This window comes from Paractinoplanes ovalisporus (genome assembly GCF_016834655.1).
Taxonomy (GTDB): Bacteria; Actinomycetota; Actinomycetes; order Mycobacteriales; family Micromonosporaceae; genus Actinoplanes; species Actinoplanes ovalisporus.
Genome location: NZ_JAENHP010000031.1, coordinates 20,600 through 38,199 on the forward strand (window position 1 = coordinate 20,600; position 17,600 = coordinate 38,199).

Here is a 17,600-nt window from a genome sequence, read left to right on the forward strand (position 1 = left end):
TAACTCCGAGTGACCAAAGCGGGCGTGACGGTTCGAATTCCTGGATCTATCAGGGCGGATCTATGTGTCACGTACACTGTGATGGTCACCACGTGTATAAGCGGACCGCTTTGTCACGGATCGGTAACGAAACCCAGCTGTCTCTCAGAAACCGGTGTTACCGACTTGGTCGACGACTGCGCGTGACGGCTGGAGGACCCTCGATGAGCTCGCCAAACACCACCTCCAAACCAGGGGCGCTGGCCCGGCTCGGCGGAGTGCTGGTGCTGGTGGGTGTGCTCGTCGGGGTCTCGGCCATCCCGGTCGGCGCGGTGCTGGTGGCCGGCGCCCACTGGAGCGAGCAGCAGCGCGACGAGCTGCCGGCCCAGCTGCTCGACCCGCCGGCGGCCCAGCTGACCCGGGTCTACGCCAACGACGGCAAGACCCTGATCACCACCTTCTACGACGAGGACCGCCACGACGTCGCGCTGTCGCAGATCGCCCCGGTGATGCAGAAGGCGATCGTCGCCGCCGAGGACACCCGCTTCTACGAGCACGGCGGGGTCGACCTCAAGGGGGTCGCCCGCGCCCTGGTCTCGGACGCGCGCAGCGGCACCGCCGAGCAGGGCGCGTCGACGTTGACCATGCAGCTGGTGCGCAACGTGCTCAAGGAGGACCCGACCCTCACGGCGGCCGAGCGGGCCGCGGCGACCCAGGACACGGCCGGCCGCAAACTGCGCGAGATCCAGTACGCGATCGAGCTCGAGTCACGGCTGAGCAAGCAGCAGATCCTGCGGAACTACCTGAACATCGTGTACTTCGGCGACGGGGCGTACGGGATCGAGGCCGCCGCCCGCCGCATCTTCGGGGTCAGCCCGGCCCGGCTCGACCTCGCACAGGCCGCCCTGATCGCCGGGATCGTGCAGTCGCCCGACGTCTACAACCCGATCGGTGGCGACAAGGCGCAGGCCAAGGTCCGCCAGACGTACGTGCTCAACGCGATGCTCAAGGCCGGCATGATCACCCAGGCCCAGCACGACGCGGCGGTCAAGGAGAAGCTGACCTACTCGGGCGCGACCCAGCCCAACGGCTGCGTCGACGCCACCGGCACCACCGCCGGCTGGGGCTTCTTCTGCGACTACTTCGAGCGCTGGTGGGACACCCAGACCCAGTTCGGCGCGACCAGGACCGAACGGGAGAACGCGCTGCGCCGCGGCGGATACACCGTGGTCACGACGCTCGACCCCGGCGTGCAGAAGGTCGCCGCCGAGCAGTCCCGCAAGGTCTACGGGCTCGACAACAAGAAGACCCTGCCGATCGCCGTGGTGCAGCCGGGCACGGGCAAGGTGCTGGCGCTAGCGGTCAACCGGCACTACGCGACCGGCGACTCGATCACCGACACGGTCAACCCGCTGATCAGCGGTGGGGGCGGGGTCAACGGCTACCCGTCCGGCTCGACCTTCAAGATGTTCACGATGCTGGCCGCGCTCGAGGCCGGCATGCCGCTGAGCACAGGCTTCGACTCGCCGTCGAAACTGGTCACCGAGTGGTCCGACTCCGGCCCCGACAGCTGCGACGGCAGATACTGCCCGGGCAACGCCAACCCGGGCTGGATGGACGGCTACCGCACCATGTGGGACGGCTTCGGCCGGTCGGTGAACACGTACTTCGTGCATCTGGAGGAGCAGGTCGGCCCGGCCGCCGTGGTCGCCATGGCCAAAAAACTGGGCATCAGCTTCAGCGCCCCGGCCGACGCGAAAATGGCCGCCGACAGCGCGGACTCATGGGGCTCGTTCACCCTCGGCGTCATCGACACCACACCGCTCGAACTCGCCTCGGCCTACGCGGCCGTGGCCGCCGAGGGTGAATACTGCTCGCCGTTGCCGGTCGCCTCGATCACGGGCTCGGACGGCGCGAAGGTGACCCTGCCCGGCAACTGTTCGCAGGTGCTCGACCCCGAGATCGCGCGGGCCGCCACCGACGCCGCCCGCTGCCCGGTCGGTCAGCAGAGCACGTTCGGAGAGTGCAACGGTGGCACCGCGACCCAGGTCGGCGACATCTTCGGCCGCCTCGACGTGGCCGGCAAGACCGGCAGCACCGAGGACAACCGGACCGAGACGTTTGTGGGCTTCACCCCGACCATGGCCGCGGCCGGCATCGCCAACGACCCGGCCAACCCGTCCGACCTGGTCGGCAGCGCGGTCGAGACGCGCGTGGTGACGGCGGTGGCCCGCACCCTGCGCGCCGCGGTCGGCGACGACGGATACGACGGTTTCACCCCGCCGAGCAGCCAGACCGCGTACGGCGGGTGATTTACTCAGTATCGGGGGGTTTCCTGCCGACATTAACCGTGTGACCGCCGCCTACGAGCAGCGACGCCTCGCCGCCCTGCACGAGTACGAGCTGCTCGACACTCCCGCGGGTGACGAGCTGGAGGCCGTGGTGCGGGTGGCGGCCATGGTGGCGGGTGTGCCCAACGCGACGCTCAACCTGATCGACGAGAACCGCCAGTGCCAGCTCACCACCCACGGCTTCGAGGGTTCCGACACGGCCCGCTCCGACTCGATGTGCGCGGTGCGGTTCACCTCGGGCGAGGTCACCTATCTGCCCGACGCCAGCCTCGACCTCGCCTTCGCGTTCAACCCCTGGGTCACCGGCCTGCTCGGGCGTGTCCGGTTCTATTTCTCGGCGCCGCTGGTCACGCCGCAGGGCTACGCGCTGGGCTCGCTCTGCGTCTTCCACACCGAGCGCCATGAGCTCACCGACGAGCAGATCGACCGCCTCAAGGACCTGGCCCAGGTGATCCTGGCCCTGTTCGAGCGCCGCCGGCAGGCCCGGGCCAACGCCGAGCTGGCGGCCGAGGTGCGCGAACAGCACGAGCAGCTCGAGGTCGCGCACGCCGACCTGGGCCGGGCGCACGCCGAACGGGCGGCCACGATCGTCGAGCTGCGCCGCTCCAACTCCGAGCTGGAGCAGTTCGCCGGGGTGGTCAGCCACGACCTGGCCGCCCCGCTCACCGTGGTCAACGGCTATCTGGAGCTGATCGAGGAGCGGATCGCCCGCAACGACCCGGAGTCGGCGCGCTGGATCGCCGCCTCGACCCGCGCCGTGGGCCGGATGCAGCGCCTGATCACCTCGCTGCTCACCTATGCCCGGGCCGGTCACGCGCCCTGCCGACCCGAGCCGACCAAGCTCGGCGACCTGGTCGACCAGGCCCTCAACGACCTGCGCGGCAGCCGGGACGGGGCGACCGTGGAGGTGCCGCCCGACCTGCCGGTGATCGAGGCCGACCCGACCCTGATCCGCCAGCTGCTGCAGAACCTGCTGGGCAACGCGCTCAAGTACCGCCGCCCCGACCGGCCCTGCCACATCGAGGTCAGCGCGCGGCCCGACGGCGAGCAGTGGCGCATCGCGGTCGCCGACAACGGCCTGGGCATCCCCAAGGCCCAGCGGGAACGGGTCTTCGAGATGTTCACCCAGGTCGACCCGGCCTCCGGCCAGGGCCACGGCGTCGGCCTGTCCACCTGTCAGCGGATCGTCGACCGGCACGGCGGCCGGATCGTGGCGGCCGAGACACCCGGCGGCGGGACGACGGTGGTCTTCACCCTGCCGATGAGAACCCGCGCGGCGGCGCCGTCATGATCTTCGAGCGGTTCGCGTTCACGAGGCTGAAGTACCGGGTGGCCGGCGGGTTCGTCGTGCTGCTCCTGCTCTTCCTGGCGCTGATCGTCGCCCACTTCGTGGTGAGCGAGCGGGAACGCGTCCAGCACGAGGAGCGCGCCTCCCGGATCGACACCGCCCGCGACACCAACCGGGCCGTGCTGCAGTACATGACCGACGCCGAGACCGGGATCCGCGGCTTCCAGATCACCGGCGACACGGCGTTCCTCCAGCCCTACGCCAGCGGGCGGTCCGGCGCGTTCAGCGCGATCGAACGGCTCACGGCCGACCCGCTCGACGCCGAGACCGCTCGGCTGCTCCAGGTGGAGCGGCAGGCGGCCGAGGGCTGGCTCTACGGCTACGCCATCCCGATCGTCAACGCCGGGGTGCCCGACACCGACGCCCGTCGGGCGGCCCGCGGCAAGGATCTCTTCGACACCCTCCGTACGGCCAACGCCGATGTCTTCGCCGCGGTCGAGAACTACGAGGAACGGGTCGGGGACAGCGAGCGTCTCGGCGCCGCCTTCTCCACGTTGCTGTTCGCACTCCTCGCCTCGCTGGTCGTGGCGGCCGGCCTCGGCCTGGCCATGTTGCACCAGCGGCACCTTCTGGTGCCGCTCGAGCACATCCGGCTCACGCTGCGCCGCCTCGCCGACGGCGACCTGACCGCCCGTGCCGTGCCCTCCGGCCCGGGTGAGCTGCGGGCCGTGGCCGGCACCCTCAACGACCTGGCCGGCGAGACCGAGCGGCTGATCAGCGCCGAGAAGGCCCGGGTGGCCCGCAGCGAACTGCGCCACGCGGTCACCGTGCAGCTGCAGGAGGACCAGGATCCGCCGGAGACCGGCCGGCGGATCGCCGAGATGATCGGCGCGACGCTCGGCGCCGCGGCCGTGCACAGCCGGATCACCATCCAGGCCGGGGTCCCGATCGAGGTCACCTGGCCGGCGTCGGCCGAACCGCTCGACCCCTCGATCGCCGAGCAGGCCCGCTCGTGCGCCCCCGGCGGCTCGCTGCGCCCGGCCGGACTGCCGGGCGGGCTGGTGATCCCGCTCAGCGGCGACGCGGGCTGCCCGCCGGGCCTGATCTGCCTGGTGCGCCCCGACCGGCCGGCCTGGTCGGAGGAGGAGCGCCGGCTGCTGATCGGCCTGGCCCGCGAGATCGACCACGCGGCCCACCAGGAGCGGCTGCGGCTGCGCCAGGCCCGCCTCATCAACGAACTGCGGGTCCTCGACGAGCAGAAGGACGTCTTCGTCGCGACCGTCACCCACGAGCTGCGCACGCCCCTGACCAGCATCCTGGGCTACAGCGAGATGCTGGTCGAGGACGAGGAGCACGCGATCGGCCTGTCGCTGGTGCAGAAGCGCGGCGTCGAGGCGATCCTGCGCAACGCCCACCGGCTCGAGGACACGGTGACCGACCTGCTGCTGCTCGACCGCACCAACGACCGGATCGGCGCCGAGGCCGTGCCGGTCGACCTGGCCCGCGTGGTCACCGACGTGCACACGACGCTGGGTGTCGCCGTCCGCGCCAAGAACCAGGCCTGTCAGCTCTCGACCGAGCCGGCCTGGGTGCGCGGCGACGCCGTGCAGCTGGAACGGGCCGTGCGCAACCTGCTCGACAACGCCGTCAAGTTCACCCCGTCCGGCGGCCACCTGGAATGCCGCCTGACCTGCACCGACGATCGGGCCGTGGTGACCGTGACGGACACCGGCATCGGGATCCCGGCCGACGACCTGCCCGGCCTGTTCACCCCGTTCCACCGGGCCGCCAACGCGATGGATCAGGCCGTGCAGGGCAACGGGCTGGGCCTGGCGATCGTGCGCAACATCGTCAACGACCACGGCGGCACCGTCACCGCCCGTTCCGAGCTGGGCGTCGGCACCACCTTCACGCTGACGCTGCCCCGGATTCCCGATCGGACCGAGCCGCCGGTCCTCCAGGCGTCGCCGGCTGGAGCGCCGACCAGATCCGGTCACGGGTGAAGGGCAGAGCGGTCAGCCGTACGCCGGTGGCGTCGCGCACGGCGTTGGCCAGCGCGGGAGCGACCGGGTTGAACGGGCTCTCGCTCATCGACTTCGCGCCCAGCGGCCCGATCGCGTCGTCGGTGTCGGCGAACAGCACCTCCGTACGCGGCACGTCCGCGAACGTGGGCAGGTGATATTGCCGGAACCCGGCCGTGGTGACGTGCCCGTCCGGTCCGATGTCGACGTGCTCGGCCAGGGTCGCCCCCAGCGCCTGGGCCACGCCGCCCTCGATCTGCCCGCGGCACTGCAGCGGGTTCATCACCGTGCCGGCGTCGGCGCTGTGCACGCTGCGCAGGATCCTCAACTCGCCGGTCCCGGGGTCGACCGCCACCCGGAACCACTGCACGTTGAACGCCACCGACCGCGGGCTGCCACCCCAGTGCCCCTCGGCCGTGAAACCGTCGCCGGCCAGCTCCGCCAGCACCGAGTCGGTCAGTTCGGCCCCGCCCGCCGCCTGCCGGAGCTTCGCCTGCAGGCCGCGCGTCGCGTGCAGCACCGCCTTGCCCGCCACGACCACGCCGGTCGAGGCGAACGCGCCGGTGTCGTGCCGCACCACGTCGGTGTCGGACTGGCGCACGACGATCCGGTCGGGTGTCGTCCCCAGCGCGTCGGCCGCGATCTGCGCGTGCACGGTGGTGCTGCCGTTGCCGAACTCGGCCGTGCCGACCGCGATCTCGAACCGGCCGTCGGGCCGCAGCGTCGCCGTCGCGTCGGCGTAGTGCCCGCCGGGCGGCCCGGCCGCGATCATCGTGGCCGCCATCCCGTCGCCGACCAGCCAGCCCTCCGGAGCGGGTTCGGCCGGCGAGGCGGCCGCGGCCCGGATGTGGTCGAGGCACTGGTCGAGACCGTAGGAGGCGATCGTCAGGTCGTCCACGTGATCGCCGGGCGCGGTCAGATGGTCGCCCTCGCGCACGATGTTGAGCTCGCGCAGCACGATCGGGTCGACGCCCAGGCGACGGGCCAGCTCGTCCAGGGCCGACTCGACGGCGAACGAGACCTGCCCCAGCCCGTACCCCCGGAAAGCCCCGGCGGGCACCGTGTTCGTGTACGCACACCAGGCGTCGGTGCGCATGTTGGCGCAGCGGTAGACCGCGATCGACTCGTGGCAGCCGTGGAACATGACCGCCGGCCCGTGATTCCCGTACGCCCCGGTGTCCGAGACCACCCGCAGTTGAAGCGCCGTGAGCACACCGTCGGCGCGGGCCCCCACCTTCACCGTCACCGTGAACGGGTGCCGCGTGGTGGCCGACGTGAACTGCTCGGCCCTCGAGTACTCGTGGCGCACCGGCCGCCGCAACCGCAGCACGGCCAGCGCCACCAGATCCTCGACCAGCATCTCCTGCTTGCCGCCGAACCCGCCGCCGACCCGGCCCGCGACCACCCGCACACGATCTTCGGGCAGGTCGTAGAGCCGGGCCAGCGCCCGCCGGGTCAGGAACGGCGTCTGGGTGCTGGTGCGCACGACCAGTCGGCCGTCGTCGTCGAGCCAGCCGACCGCGCCGTGCGTCTCGAGGCTCGCATGCTGCACCCGCGGGGTCGTGAACGTCTCTTCGTAGACCTCGGCCGCTTCGGCGAACCCGGCCCCGGGGTCGCCCATCTCGGCGTGCAGCTCGGCGACGACGTTGCGTTCGACCCCCGCATGCAGCTGCGGCGCGCCCTCGGCCATCGCCTGGTCGGGGGTCAGCACGGCCGGCAGCACCTCGTAGTCGACGGCCAGCGCGCGGACGCCCTCCTCGGCGGCGGCCTCGCTGGTGGCGACGACCGCGGCCACCCGCTGCCCGGCGAAGCGCACGACGTCGTCCAGCACCCGGGTGTCGGCCGGGTCCTCGGCCGCGTTCTCGTGCTGGGCGGTGGAGAAGCGGGCGGCGGGCGCGTCGGCGTGGGTGAGCACCAGCTCGACGCCGGGCACGGCCAGCGCGGCCTCGGTGCGCACGGCCAGAACGCGGGCGTGCGGGTGCGGCGAGCGCAGCACCTTCAGATGCAGAACCCCGGGCACGTCGAGGTCGAACGTGTAGCGGGCGCGGCCGGTGACCACCTGCGGGCCGGCCGGGGCGCCCAGGCTGGCGCCGACCGCCTTTCCGGTCACCGGCTCGGTCACGTTGACCACTCCGGCCACCGCGTCGGCGATGGCGCGATATCCCGTACACCGGCAGAGGTTGCCCTTGAAAGCGCGGGGAAGGTCGGTGAGCTGGTCGCCGGTCAGGGCCGCGGTCGTCATGATCAGGCCCGCGGTGCAGAACCCGCACTGGAAGCCCTGGGCGTCGAGGAAACGCTGCTGCACCGGGTGCAGGCCGTCGTCGCCGGCCAGCCCCTCGACCGTGGTGACGCTGCGGCCGGCCGCCCGGAACGCCGGATAGACGCAGGAGTGCACGGGCTTGCCGTCCACGTGCACCGTGCAGGCGCCGCAGTCTCCGGTGTCACAACCCTTCTTGACGCCGTACGCACCCTGGTCGCGCAGGTAGGTGCGCAGGCACTGGCCCGGACGGGGCGCCTGGTCGGGCTCGGCTCCGTTGATCTTCACGCGACCAGCTCCGCCCGGATCTGCTCGGCGTAGAGGCGGGTCATGTGCCGTCGCCAGGCCGGGAGCCCGTGCACGTCGTCGACATAGGCGTCGTCGGGGATCCGCTCGGCCAGCGCCACCGACATCAGCTCGGCGGTCGGCGGCTCGGCGAACCTCAGCACGTACGGACGCCTGGTCGCCGCGGTCACCGTCACGGTCAGCCCGTCCCGGTCGCTCCGGCCGACGACCAGCACCCCCGAGCGGCCATGAGCATGCAGAGAGCCTTGCCGGTACGCGGTCACGGCCGTCAGCGCCGAGGCCGGCAGATGCATCGAGCGCAGCAGCTCACCCTCGCGCAGCACGGTGGTGCCCTCGCCGGTGACGAAGTCGGCCACCGGCAGCGTGCGCTCGCCCTCCGGGCTCTGCAGCAGCACCGTGCCGTCGAGCGCGGCCCCCAGCGCGATCATCGGCCCGGCCGGCAGCGCGGCGCACAGGTTGCCGCCGACGGTCGCCACGTTCCAGATCTTGAAGGAGGCGAGGAAGGCGTGGCAGCACTTCTCGGCGATGTCGTAGCCGCTCGCCGCCAGCTCGGCGATCGTGCAGGTGGCGGCGATCTCGAGGCCGTCGTCGCGCAGCGTGAGGGCGGGCCAGTCGGCGGCGGTCAGATCGAGCAGGCGGGTCAGGTGCGGACGTGGCTCGCCGAACAGCGCCGTGCCGCCGCCGAGCCACGCGTCACCCGGGCGCCACTGACCCACCTGGGCCGGGCTGATCACTTCGGTGACGGTGTTCAGGTCCACGTTCGTACGCTACGCGGGTCGTGTTTCATTCAATTCACGATCAGAGTCGTGGCCGCGACAGTCGCCGCCCAGGCCACGAACAGCAGCAGCGGGCGGCGCGGGACGTCGAGCATGGGCGGCGGGGGCAACGGGCTCATGCTCAGCGCGCGGATCCGGGTGTCGCGCAGCGCGGCCACCAGCTGGTCGGCCGTGCGCTGGTGCGAGCGTGAGGGCCAGGGCGCGGGCACCGGGACGGTGAGCACGGCCTCGCCCGCGGTCAGCACCACCATGCCCTCGTCGTCGTGCACGATCGCGCTGTCGGTGGCCCACGGCTCCCGGTTGCGGTCGCGGAAGCCGATCGCCGCGACCCCGCCCGCGTGCCAGCGCAGCCGCGGCCGCAGCTGGGAGCGCCAGCCGAACTCGTACCCGGCCGCCGCCGCGACCCCGGCCACGGCGATCATCACGTCCCGGGGAAGCCCGGCCAGATGGGCCACCTCACCCAGGGCCAGCGCCGCGCCCAGACCGATGGCGATGGTGGCGATCCAGGCCCGCTGCGGCGAGATGCGGTGCTCCCGGGCCTGGAAGGCGTCGGCGTCCCGATCGGCCGGGCGCAGCGACTCGGGGTCGACCAGCTGTTCCTCGTCGTCCTCGATCTCGCGGGGCAGACCCTCGACCACGTCGTACGGGACCTCGATGATCTCGCCGACCGGGCCCACCGGGACGTGCAGCCGGTCGCCGACCTCGAGCGCGCACCAGCTGCCCGGGCGCGGGTCGCCGTAGAGGACGGCGGCCTCGGTGTGCACGTCGTCCTCGTCGTGGCGCGGTTCCGGCTCGGCCACGTCGAAGGCGAACTCGAGGGCGGTGCGGCCGTCCTCGGAGGGCAGCAGCACGTGGACGTACCCCTCCTGTTCGACCGCGCGCACCGCATGCACGGGCTGGGGTGTGAGGAACAGGCGGCGCAGTGCGGCCTGGTGCCGCATCGCGCGGGCGAGCAAGGCACAGCCCAGGCCGAAGGCGGAGACGGTGGCGGCCAGCCAGGGCACGGCCGCGTCGTCCACGGCCACCCAGGCCACCCCGGCCGCGGCCCCGACCAGCAGCGAGAAACCGGCCACCTCGGCCGGGGCGGCGACGTGCGGAACGGCGTACGGGGAAGGGGGTTTGCGATGTGGCACCGGCAGCGGCGCGGGCGGCTTGTCGAGGCGGGAGAGCAGGATCGCGACGACCGCGTAACCCCAGGTGGCGAAGACTGTGCCGGGGTTGATGGCGAGTGGGGTCCACAGCACCGCTCCGAGCACGGCGGCCCAGGCGGCGGCGCCTCGATGGGCGTACACCATGAGCGCCGGCGCCAGTAGCACGCCCAGACCGACCCAGCGGGCGGCCGGGGCGGGGTCGCTGGGACCGCCGAACAGGCCGAAGACCAGCAGGAACGTCACCACGCCGGCGGCCGGCACACTGGTGTCCACGCGCATCAGCCAACGCATGACTCCATGGTCATGCGTTGGCCGACATTTTGCGGCGATTTGCGGCTATGTCAGGGGCCGCTCACGATGCTGGTGACCTGGTGGCCGCTGTTCACCGTCTGGCCCGTGTTGTTGATGACGCTGGTGATCGTGCCGGTGCCGCCGAGCGAGACCGTGACCATGTCGCGGAACCGCACGCCCGACTTGACCGGCACCTCGAACGCCCGCTGCGCGACCACCGACGGGTTGACGTTGAAGAAGCAGTAGCTGCCCAGCCCCCACGCCTCGTGCGTGGTCACCGAGTCGGCCACCTTGTAGGCCGCCCAGCCGCGGGTCGAGCCGTTCATCCAGGCGGCCTGGTTCGGCGGGTCGTACGGCATCTCGTTCTGATAGAAGTAGGTCCGGCCGCGGTCGCCGTTCCAGATCGTCTGGTACTGCTGATAGTGCTCGACGAAGAGGCCGTAGAACGTGACGTCGTTGCCGTTGACGATCAGCCCGTTGCGGCCGGTGTTGACGTTCCAGCCGACGGTTCCGCCGTTGCCGTGGTCGGCGCGCCAGATCCAGGCGTGGTCACCGATCACGTTGTTGCTGTTGACCTCGACGCTCACGGTGGCCTTGCCCGCGATCGATCCGCCGACGCGGACGAAGACGTCGGAGAGCACGGTCGGGTTGGCCGCGTGCGACGCCGACGACCCGGCCGGGCCGACCTGCAGCAGGGTGTTCGAGTTGGTCGTGCCCGCATCGAAGAGCACCCCGGCCAGCCGTACGCCGTCCACGTCGGCGATCGTCATGGCGTTCACGCCGCCGGTCGGCACGAAGGTGGCCAGGCCCAGGCCCAGCACCACCGTGCCGGCACGGGTGACGTTCAGGGTCTGGTTGAGGTTGTAGACACCCGGCGTGACCAGCAGGTTCTTGCCCTGTGCGAGGGCCGCGTTGATGGTGGCGGCGGTGTCACCGGGCTTGACCACATAGAAAGTGCTGATCGGCAGCGACGTGCCCGCCGGGTTGCCGTTGGCCCAGGTGGTGCCGCTGACGTTGCTGCGCAGAGCGGGCACGAAGACCTGATAGGCGCCGGCCGCATCGACGTACAGGTAAGGCTTCTCGGCGATGGTCGGCGAGGTGCCGATCGTGGTGAACGGCGGGTTGGGGAAGCTCTGGGCCGGGGCGCCGGGGGAGCCGACGAACACCTGGTTCCAGTTCGAGCCGTTCCAGCTGCCCATCTGCGAGTTGCGGGTGAGGAACTGCTGCTGGCTGCCGCTCTGGATCTGGCCGTCGATCTTCGAGTCGGCGATGAACCCACCGCTCGACCAGCCGCCGTCGGACAGAGCCAGGTTCCCGCGTACGTGCATCCGCCGGTACGGCGCCGCCTGGCTCACGGCCCAGCGGTCGAGGCCGTCCTGCGGCGTGACGCTCAGCCCCTCGGCGGAGCGCCAGAAGTTCTGGGTCGCGTTCTGCGAACCGTCCGGCCACCAGTCGGCCTCGACGTGCACGTGGCCGTTGATGTTCACCTGGTCGGGGACAAGACCGAGACCGGCGACCTGGGTGAAGAAGCCGACGTTGACGTCCACGTTGTAGGAGCCGGGCTTGAACAGCAGCGCCTGCCGGGCCTGGCCGAACTGGTTCGTGACCTGCTGGTTGAAGACGCTGTTGAGCTTGCTCTGGATCGTGCTCGCGCTCATCGACTGGTCGAACACGGTCACGTTCGGGCCCAGGTCGGGGTTGTTCGGGTTGTTGGGCGGAGTGGTGGGAGGCGTGGTCGGGGGAGTGGTCGGGCCGCCGTTCATGGTCCACTTCTGGTTGGCGCCGCCGCCGCACGTCCACAGCTGCAGCTTGGCGCCGTCGGCGAGGTTGTTGTCCTTGATGTCCAGGCACTTGCCGGCCTTGACGTTGACCAGGTCCTTCGCGGCGTTGAGGGTCCACTGCTGGCTGGTCAGGCCGCTGAAACAGTCCCACATGTGCACGACCGCGCCGTCGGTGGTGGCGCCGTTGGCCACGTCGAGGCACTTGCCCAGGCCGCGGACCGAGCCGTCGTCGGCAAGCGTCCAGGTCTGGTTGGGGCCGCTCGCGCAGGTCCACATCTGGGGCTGGTTGCCGTTGGCCGTGCTGCCGTTGGTCACGTCCAGGCATTTGCCGTTGGCCGCGCTCGTCACTGAGCCCGTGGTCGCGGCGTACGCCTGCGTCATGGTTGTCAGGCCGATCCCCGCGACAGTCGCTGCCAGCGCTATTGTTGTTACGATTTTTCGCTTCATATCGGGCATCCTCAGGCGGGGTTGTTGGCGTGGGTGAGCGTCTCCCAGGCCACGAACAGGTTGTTCGTGCCCTGTGGGCGGCGCGACTCGGTGTAGGTCCTGGAGTTGGTCATCGCGATGCCGAGCCGGTTCGCGAGCGCGTTGTAGGCCACCTCGGTCACCGGGCCGAGGCCCTTGGTCACCGAGCCGCCGCAGATGGTGGCGGGCACGGCGGTGCCGTTCTCGAACTTGGTGTGGAAGCCGAGGGCATGCCGCATCCGCTCGGACACCGACGGCCAGAGGTCCGCGCCCTGGATCCGGGTGGTCTCGGCGACGTGGCTGATGGCCGAGATGCCGTAGCCGGTGTGCACGAAGTCGCGGCAGGTCTCCTGGGCGAGGCCGTCGACGAAGGTGCTCTGCCCCTGCCAGTAGCTGATCAGCTCGGCCCGGGTGTCGACGCTGCCGACCGGCGGATACTTGGGCTGGCTGCCGTCGGCCGCGATGTAGATGTAGGCGGCGGTGCGGGCCTGGAAGCGGGCGATCGCCCGGTCGTAACTGGCCTGGTCGTCGAGGTGCACGGCGATGCCGACCGCGGCCTCCATCATCGACAGTTCCCAGTTGCCGTTGCTGCTGCTTCCGCCGATCACGACCGGCAGATAGACGGTGCGCAGCATGGTGGCGAACCGGGCCTGGTTCGGCCAGGAGCCGTACGCGTGCTTGATGATCTCGGCGGCGCGCGGCCAGACCGAACCGGCCCAGCCGGTCTGCAGCGGGGCGTTGCTGTTGGTGTGCGCTTTGATCGTCGCCGACCAGGCGTCCATCAGGGCGATCGACTTCTGCGCGTACGCCGTGTTGCCGCTGATGTACCAGATCAGAGCGTCCGTGTACGCGGCGATCGCGTCCTCGCGCTCGTCGGTGCACCCGTTGTTGGGGTTGGAGTAGGAGCCGCACTCGACCGTCGCGCGGGGGGCCGGCGTCCGGCTGAGGGACGCGTAGCGGCTGGCCAGCATCTGGTTGTAGGCGGCGGTCCACGGCTGGGCGCCGGCGGTGACCTTGCTCTTGACGAAGTCGAGCTGGGCGCGGCTGACCAGGACGCCAGGGTGGGTGAACGCTGCTCTTGTCTCCGCGGCGTCGGCTCTTGTCCCGGCGGCGTCGGCTCTTGTTTCCGCGGCGTCGGCCGTCAGGGCTCTTGTCTCCGCGGCGTCGGCAGTCAGGCGGAAGCCGAACGCGGCCGCCGCCGTGACTAATGCCGTGAACACCGCCAAAAGGGCGCGCTTGTGCATAGGGGATCTCCCGGGTGGGGGTGGGGAACCGGAAAGTGAGTTAACAGTTCCCATCCCGGGAGATCCCGGTCAAGCAGAAATCGACGTACTTAAGTCTCTCTTAAAGGTTCCGGAACAAGAGAGCGCTCTCTTAGTTCAACTCTTACTCTCAGGCTTACTTGAAGTAGTGGCCGGCGCTCAGATCCTCGATCAGCGTGGGCCCGGTCGGGTTCCATCCCAGCAGCTCACGGGTGATCTTGTTGGAGGCCGGGCTGTCGGCGGCGAACATCGGCCCGATCCATCCGAAGTCCGCCGGCTCGGCCTGCGCGGTGGGCACGCCCAGCCCGCGGCCGATCGCCCCGGCGATGTCCCGCGCGGTGATCGCCTCCTCGCCGACGGCGTGCAGGATGGCGCCGGCGGGAGCCTTCTCGATCGCGAGGCGGAACAGGGTAGCGGCGTCGCTGCGGTGCACGGCGGTCCACCGGTTCGAGCCGTCGCCGACGTAGCCGGCCACCTTGCGCTCGCGGGCCACGTTGATCAGCGTGGGCACGAAGCCCTGGTCGCCCTCGCCGTGCACGGTCGGGGCGAGCCGCACGATCTGCGTGCGGACACCCTTGTCGACCAGGGCGAGCGCGGCCGCCGCGTTCTGTTGCCGCGGGTGGGCCGAGGCGAGATCGGCCGTGTCGTTCTCGGTGAGCACCCGGCCCGGCACCACGGCGAGCGTGCCCGAGGCGATGGCCAGGGGGCGGTCGGTGCCCTCGAGGGCCTCGCCCAGGGCTTCGATGGCGGCGCGGTCCTTGCGCAGCGACTCCGCGAAGTTGCCGAAGTCGTGCACGAAGGCCAGGTGGATGACGGCGTCGGCGTTGCGGGCGCCGTCGCGCAGCAGGTCGAGCGAGTCGAGGTCGCCGCGGAGCACCTGGGCGCCGGCGGCGGCGACGGCCCGGGCCTTCTCGTCGGAGCGGGCCAGACCCACCACCTCGTGCCCGTGGGAGATCAGCTCGGGCACGACCGCGGAGCCGATCCAGCCGGAGGCGCCGGTGACGAATACGCGCATGACAGTTCCTTCTCTCGTACGGGGTCCTGGATCCTCACGCCTTTCGCGGTTCCGGATCCTCGCGGCCGATGTCAGCCGCTGTCATGACGCTACACCGCGATGTCAGCCGCTGTCATCGGCTCGCGACATGTGATGTCAGCGACTGTCGTGCTTCCTTCGCGCGCTGCCCTTTTCTCGCGCTGCCCCTTTACGCTTCCGCGTCCTTCTCCCGCTGCCCCTGCTGTCTCGCGCCCTCGCGCCCTCGCTTCTCGCGCCGTGATGTCAGGGGCTGTCGTTGGATAGGATGGCCGGCATGGGACGCTGGGAACCGAACGCGCAGGCCCGCCTCCGGCAGGCGGCGATGGACCTCTACGCGTCCCGGGGTTTCGAGCGCACGACGGTCGCCGAGATCGCCGAGCGGGCCGGGCTGACCGAGCGCACGTTCTTCCGCCACTTCGCCGACAAGCGCGAGGTGCTGTTCGCCGGCTCCGAACGCCTGCAGGAACTGCTGGTCGAGACGACCGCGGCGTCGTTCGAGGCGTCCGGCCCGGCCGGGGCCGTCGTGGCCGCCTTCGAGCACGCTGCCACCTCGTACTTCCCCGAGGTCGCGTTCTCCCGGCAACGCCAGGACATCATCGACGCCAACCCGCCTCTGCAGGAGCGGGAACTGGCCAAGCTCGACCGGGTGGCCGCCGCGCTGGCCCAGGTGCTGCGCGACCGCGGGGTGGCCGACCCGGCCGCGGCGGTGGCGGCCGAGTCCGGCGTGGCCGCGTTCAAGGTCGCCTTCACCCGCTGGGTCACCGGCGCCGCCGAGGGCGAGCTGATCGACCACCTGCGCGCGGCCTTCACCACCCAGCGGTCGCTGCTCGGCGCGCCGGTTCCCGTCACCCCCGGAACCTGAAACTTCCTCGGAATTTCCGGTAGCCTGCCGGACCATGGACGCAGACGTCATCGTTGTCGGGGCCGGACTGGCCGGACTGGCCGCCGCCCACGAGCTCACCTCGGCCGGCAAGCGGGTCGCCCTGGTCGACCAGGAAAATGCCGCCAACCTGGGCGGGCAGGCGTACTGGTCCTTCGGCGGCCTCTTCCTCGTCGACACCCCCGAACAGCGGCGCATGCGTGTCGCCGACTCGTTCGACCTGGCCTGGAACGACTGGCTGGGCAGCGCCGGCTTCGACCGCCTCGACGACCAGGACGACCAGGATTCGTGGGGCTACAAGTGGGCCCGCGCCTACGTCGAGTTCGCCGCGGGAGAGAAGCGGGCGTGGCTCTCGTCGCTCGGCATGAGCTGGCTACCGACCGTGGGCTGGGCCGAACGCGGCAGCCTGCGCGCCGACGGCCACGGCAACTCGGCGCCCCGCTTCCACGTCACGTGGGGCACGGGAACCGGGGTCGTCGCGCCGTTCGTCCGGTCGATCGAGGAGGCCGCGGCCCGCGGACTGGTGACTTTCCATTACCGGCACCGGGTGGACGAAATCGTCGTGGACAACGGCGTGGTCACGGGCGTACGGGGAAAGGTCCTCGCTGCTTCCGACACCGCCCGCGGTGAACCGTCGAGCCGCGAGGAAGTGGGCGACTTCCACCTTTCCGCGCAGGCCGTCGTGGTCGCATCGGGCGGCATCGGCGGCGACCACGAACTGGTGCGGAAATTCTGGCCGGAACGGCTGGGAACCGCGCCCACCAGCATGATCACCGGCGTTCCCGCGTACGTGGACGGTCGGATGCTCGGCATTTCCGAAGAGGCCGGCGCGAGGCTCGTCAACCGGGACCGCATGTGGCATTACACCGAGGGCATCCGGAACTGGAACCCGATCTGGCCCGGCCACGGCATCCGCATTCTGCCCGCGCCGTCGTCGATGTGGTTCGACGCCCTGGGCCGGCGGCTCCCCGCGCCCTGCCTGCCCGGATACGACACGATGAGCACGCTGGCCCACCTGCGTACGACGCCCGACATCGCGCCGTACGACCATTCCTGGTTCATTCTCACCCAGCGCATCATCGAGAAGGAGTTCGCGCTCTCCGGCTCCGAGCAGAACCCCGACATCACCTCGGGCGACAAGCGCGCCTTCCTCCGGGAACGGCTTCTCGGAAAGGGCGCGCCGGCCCCCGTCGAGGCGTTCAAGCGCAAGGGCGCCGACTTCGTGGTCGCCTCCAACCTGGACGATCTGGTCGCCGGAATGAACAAGCTGACCGACGAGCCCCTGCTCGACGCGGCCCGCATCCGTACGCAGATCGAGTCGCGTGACCGTCAGATGGCCAACCCCTATTCGAAGGACGCCCAGGTGCAGGGAATCCGCAATTCCCGGCGCTATCTGGGCGACCGGATCGGCCGGACGGCGACCCCGCACCGCATTCTCGACCCGGCGGCGGGCCCGCTGATCGGCATCAAGCTGCACATCCTGACCCGCAAGACCCTGGGCGGCATCCAGACCGACCTTTCGTCCCGCGCGCTGGCCGGCGACGGCTCGCCCATTCCCGGCCTCTACGCGGCGGGCGAGGTGGCCGGCTTCGGCGGTGGCGGCGTGCACGGTTACAACGCCCTGGAGGGCACTTTCCTAGGCGGTTGCCTGTTCAGCGGTCGGGCCGCCGGCCGCCACCTGGCCAAGACCCTCTGAGCCCCCGGTGACCCGCGCGAATGAGCCTCCGATGGGTCGCTGGTGAGCCGTGCGAATGAGCCT

At 70.9% G+C, this 17,600-nt stretch carries 11 protein-coding genes; 5 read left to right on the plus strand and 6 right to left on the minus strand.

Features of this window, described 5'->3' with window-relative positions:
* Positions 1-203 precede the first annotated feature (203 nt).
* Genes JIG36_RS46815 through JIG36_RS46825 form a run of 3 tightly spaced genes read left to right on the plus strand, consistent with a single transcriptional unit; the run spans position 204 to position 5,621 of the window.
* The gene (locus JIG36_RS46815) at positions 204-2,291 is read left to right on the plus strand and encodes a transglycosylase domain-containing protein (RefSeq protein WP_203383395.1); all 2,088 of its coding nucleotides are present in this window, start codon (positions 204-206) and stop codon (positions 2,289-2,291) included.
* A 40-nt stretch (positions 2,292-2,331) separates the two neighbouring features.
* A complete protein-coding gene (locus tag JIG36_RS46820; protein WP_307873197.1) occupies positions 2,332-3,621 on the plus strand; it encodes a sensor histidine kinase in 1,290 nt (429 codons plus the stop codon).
* The gene (locus JIG36_RS46825) at positions 3,618-5,621 is read left to right on the plus strand and encodes an ATP-binding protein (RefSeq protein ID WP_203383396.1); all 2,004 of its coding nucleotides are present in this window, start codon (positions 3,618-3,620) and stop codon (positions 5,619-5,621) included. Before JIG36_RS46820 ends, JIG36_RS46825 begins: the two co-directional genes overlap by 4 nt.
* Here the strand turns inward: JIG36_RS46825 and JIG36_RS46830 are convergent.
* The 6 genes from JIG36_RS46830 to JIG36_RS46855 form a co-directional block, all read right to left on the minus strand.
* The gene (locus JIG36_RS46830; RefSeq protein ID WP_203383397.1) at positions 5,527-8,184 is read right to left on the minus strand and encodes a molybdopterin-dependent oxidoreductase; all 2,658 of its coding nucleotides are present in this window, start codon (positions 8,182-8,184) and stop codon (positions 5,527-5,529) included. The two genes, JIG36_RS46825 and JIG36_RS46830, sit on opposite strands and share 95 nt — an antisense overlap.
* Positions 8,181-8,960, minus strand: a complete 780-nt coding sequence (locus tag JIG36_RS46835; protein WP_203383398.1) for an FAD binding domain-containing protein — start codon at positions 8,958-8,960, stop codon at positions 8,181-8,183. Before JIG36_RS46835 ends, JIG36_RS46830 begins: the two co-directional genes overlap by 4 nt.
* A 29-nt stretch (positions 8,961-8,989) precedes the next feature.
* Positions 8,990-10,420: a hypothetical protein gene (locus tag JIG36_RS46840; RefSeq protein ID WP_203383399.1), complete on the minus strand. Its 1,431-nt coding sequence runs from the start codon at positions 10,418-10,420 to the stop codon at positions 8,990-8,992.
* Between the two features lie 50 nt (positions 10,421-10,470).
* On the minus strand, positions 10,471-12,582 hold the full coding sequence (locus JIG36_RS46845) for an RICIN domain-containing protein (protein ID WP_236049756.1): 2,112 nt from the start codon (positions 12,580-12,582) through the stop codon (positions 10,471-10,473).
* A gap of 77 nt (positions 12,583-12,659) precedes the next feature.
* Entirely contained in the window at positions 12,660-13,910 is a 1,251-nt protein-coding gene (locus tag JIG36_RS46850; RefSeq protein ID WP_236049759.1) for an alginate lyase family protein, read from the minus strand.
* Positions 13,911-14,064: 154 nt separating this feature from the next.
* The gene (locus JIG36_RS46855) at positions 14,065-14,943 is read right to left on the minus strand and encodes an SDR family oxidoreductase (RefSeq protein WP_203383401.1); all 879 of its coding nucleotides are present in this window, start codon (positions 14,941-14,943) and stop codon (positions 14,065-14,067) included.
* A 292-nt stretch (positions 14,944-15,235) separates the two neighbouring features.
* On the opposite strand from JIG36_RS46855, the gene JIG36_RS46860 reads away from it, so the two are divergent.
* Positions 15,236-15,823, plus strand: a complete 588-nt coding sequence (locus JIG36_RS46860; RefSeq protein WP_203383402.1) for a TetR/AcrR family transcriptional regulator — start codon at positions 15,236-15,238, stop codon at positions 15,821-15,823.
* 34 nt (positions 15,824-15,857) lie between these two features.
* Complete coding sequence (locus tag JIG36_RS46865; protein WP_203383403.1) at positions 15,858-17,537, plus strand: FAD-binding dehydrogenase; 1,680 nt, start codon at positions 15,858-15,860, stop codon at positions 17,535-17,537.
* The last annotated feature ends 63 nt before the right edge of the window (positions 17,538-17,600 follow it).

What these genes read in the sequence shown, in the direction of transcription:
- JIG36_RS46815 (WP_203383395.1), top strand. Translation starts at nt 204, where the DNA reads ATGAGCTCGCCAAACACCACCTCCAAACCAGGGGCGCTGGCCCGGCTC.
- JIG36_RS46825 (WP_203383396.1), top strand. Translation starts at nt 3,618, where the DNA reads ATGATCTTCGAGCGGTTCGCGTTCACGAGGCTGAAGTACCGGGTGGCC.
- JIG36_RS46840 (WP_203383399.1), bottom strand. Translation starts at nt 10,420, where the DNA reads ATGCGTTGGCTGATGCGCGTGGACACCAGTGTGCCGGCCGCCGGCGTG.
- JIG36_RS46845 (WP_236049756.1), bottom strand. Translation starts at nt 12,582, where the DNA reads ATGACGCAGGCGTACGCCGCGACCACGGGCTCAGTGACGAGCGCGGCC.
- JIG36_RS46850 (WP_236049759.1), bottom strand. Translation starts at nt 13,910, where the DNA reads ATGCACAAGCGCGCCCTTTTGGCGGTGTTCACGGCATTAGTCACGGCG.
- JIG36_RS46855 (WP_203383401.1), bottom strand. Translation starts at nt 14,943, where the DNA reads ATGCGCGTATTCGTCACCGGCGCCTCCGGCTGGATCGGCTCCGCGGTC.
- JIG36_RS46860 (WP_203383402.1), top strand. Translation starts at nt 15,236, where the DNA reads ATGGGACGCTGGGAACCGAACGCGCAGGCCCGCCTCCGGCAGGCGGCG.
- JIG36_RS46865 (WP_203383403.1), top strand. Translation starts at nt 15,858, where the DNA reads ATGGACGCAGACGTCATCGTTGTCGGGGCCGGACTGGCCGGACTGGCC.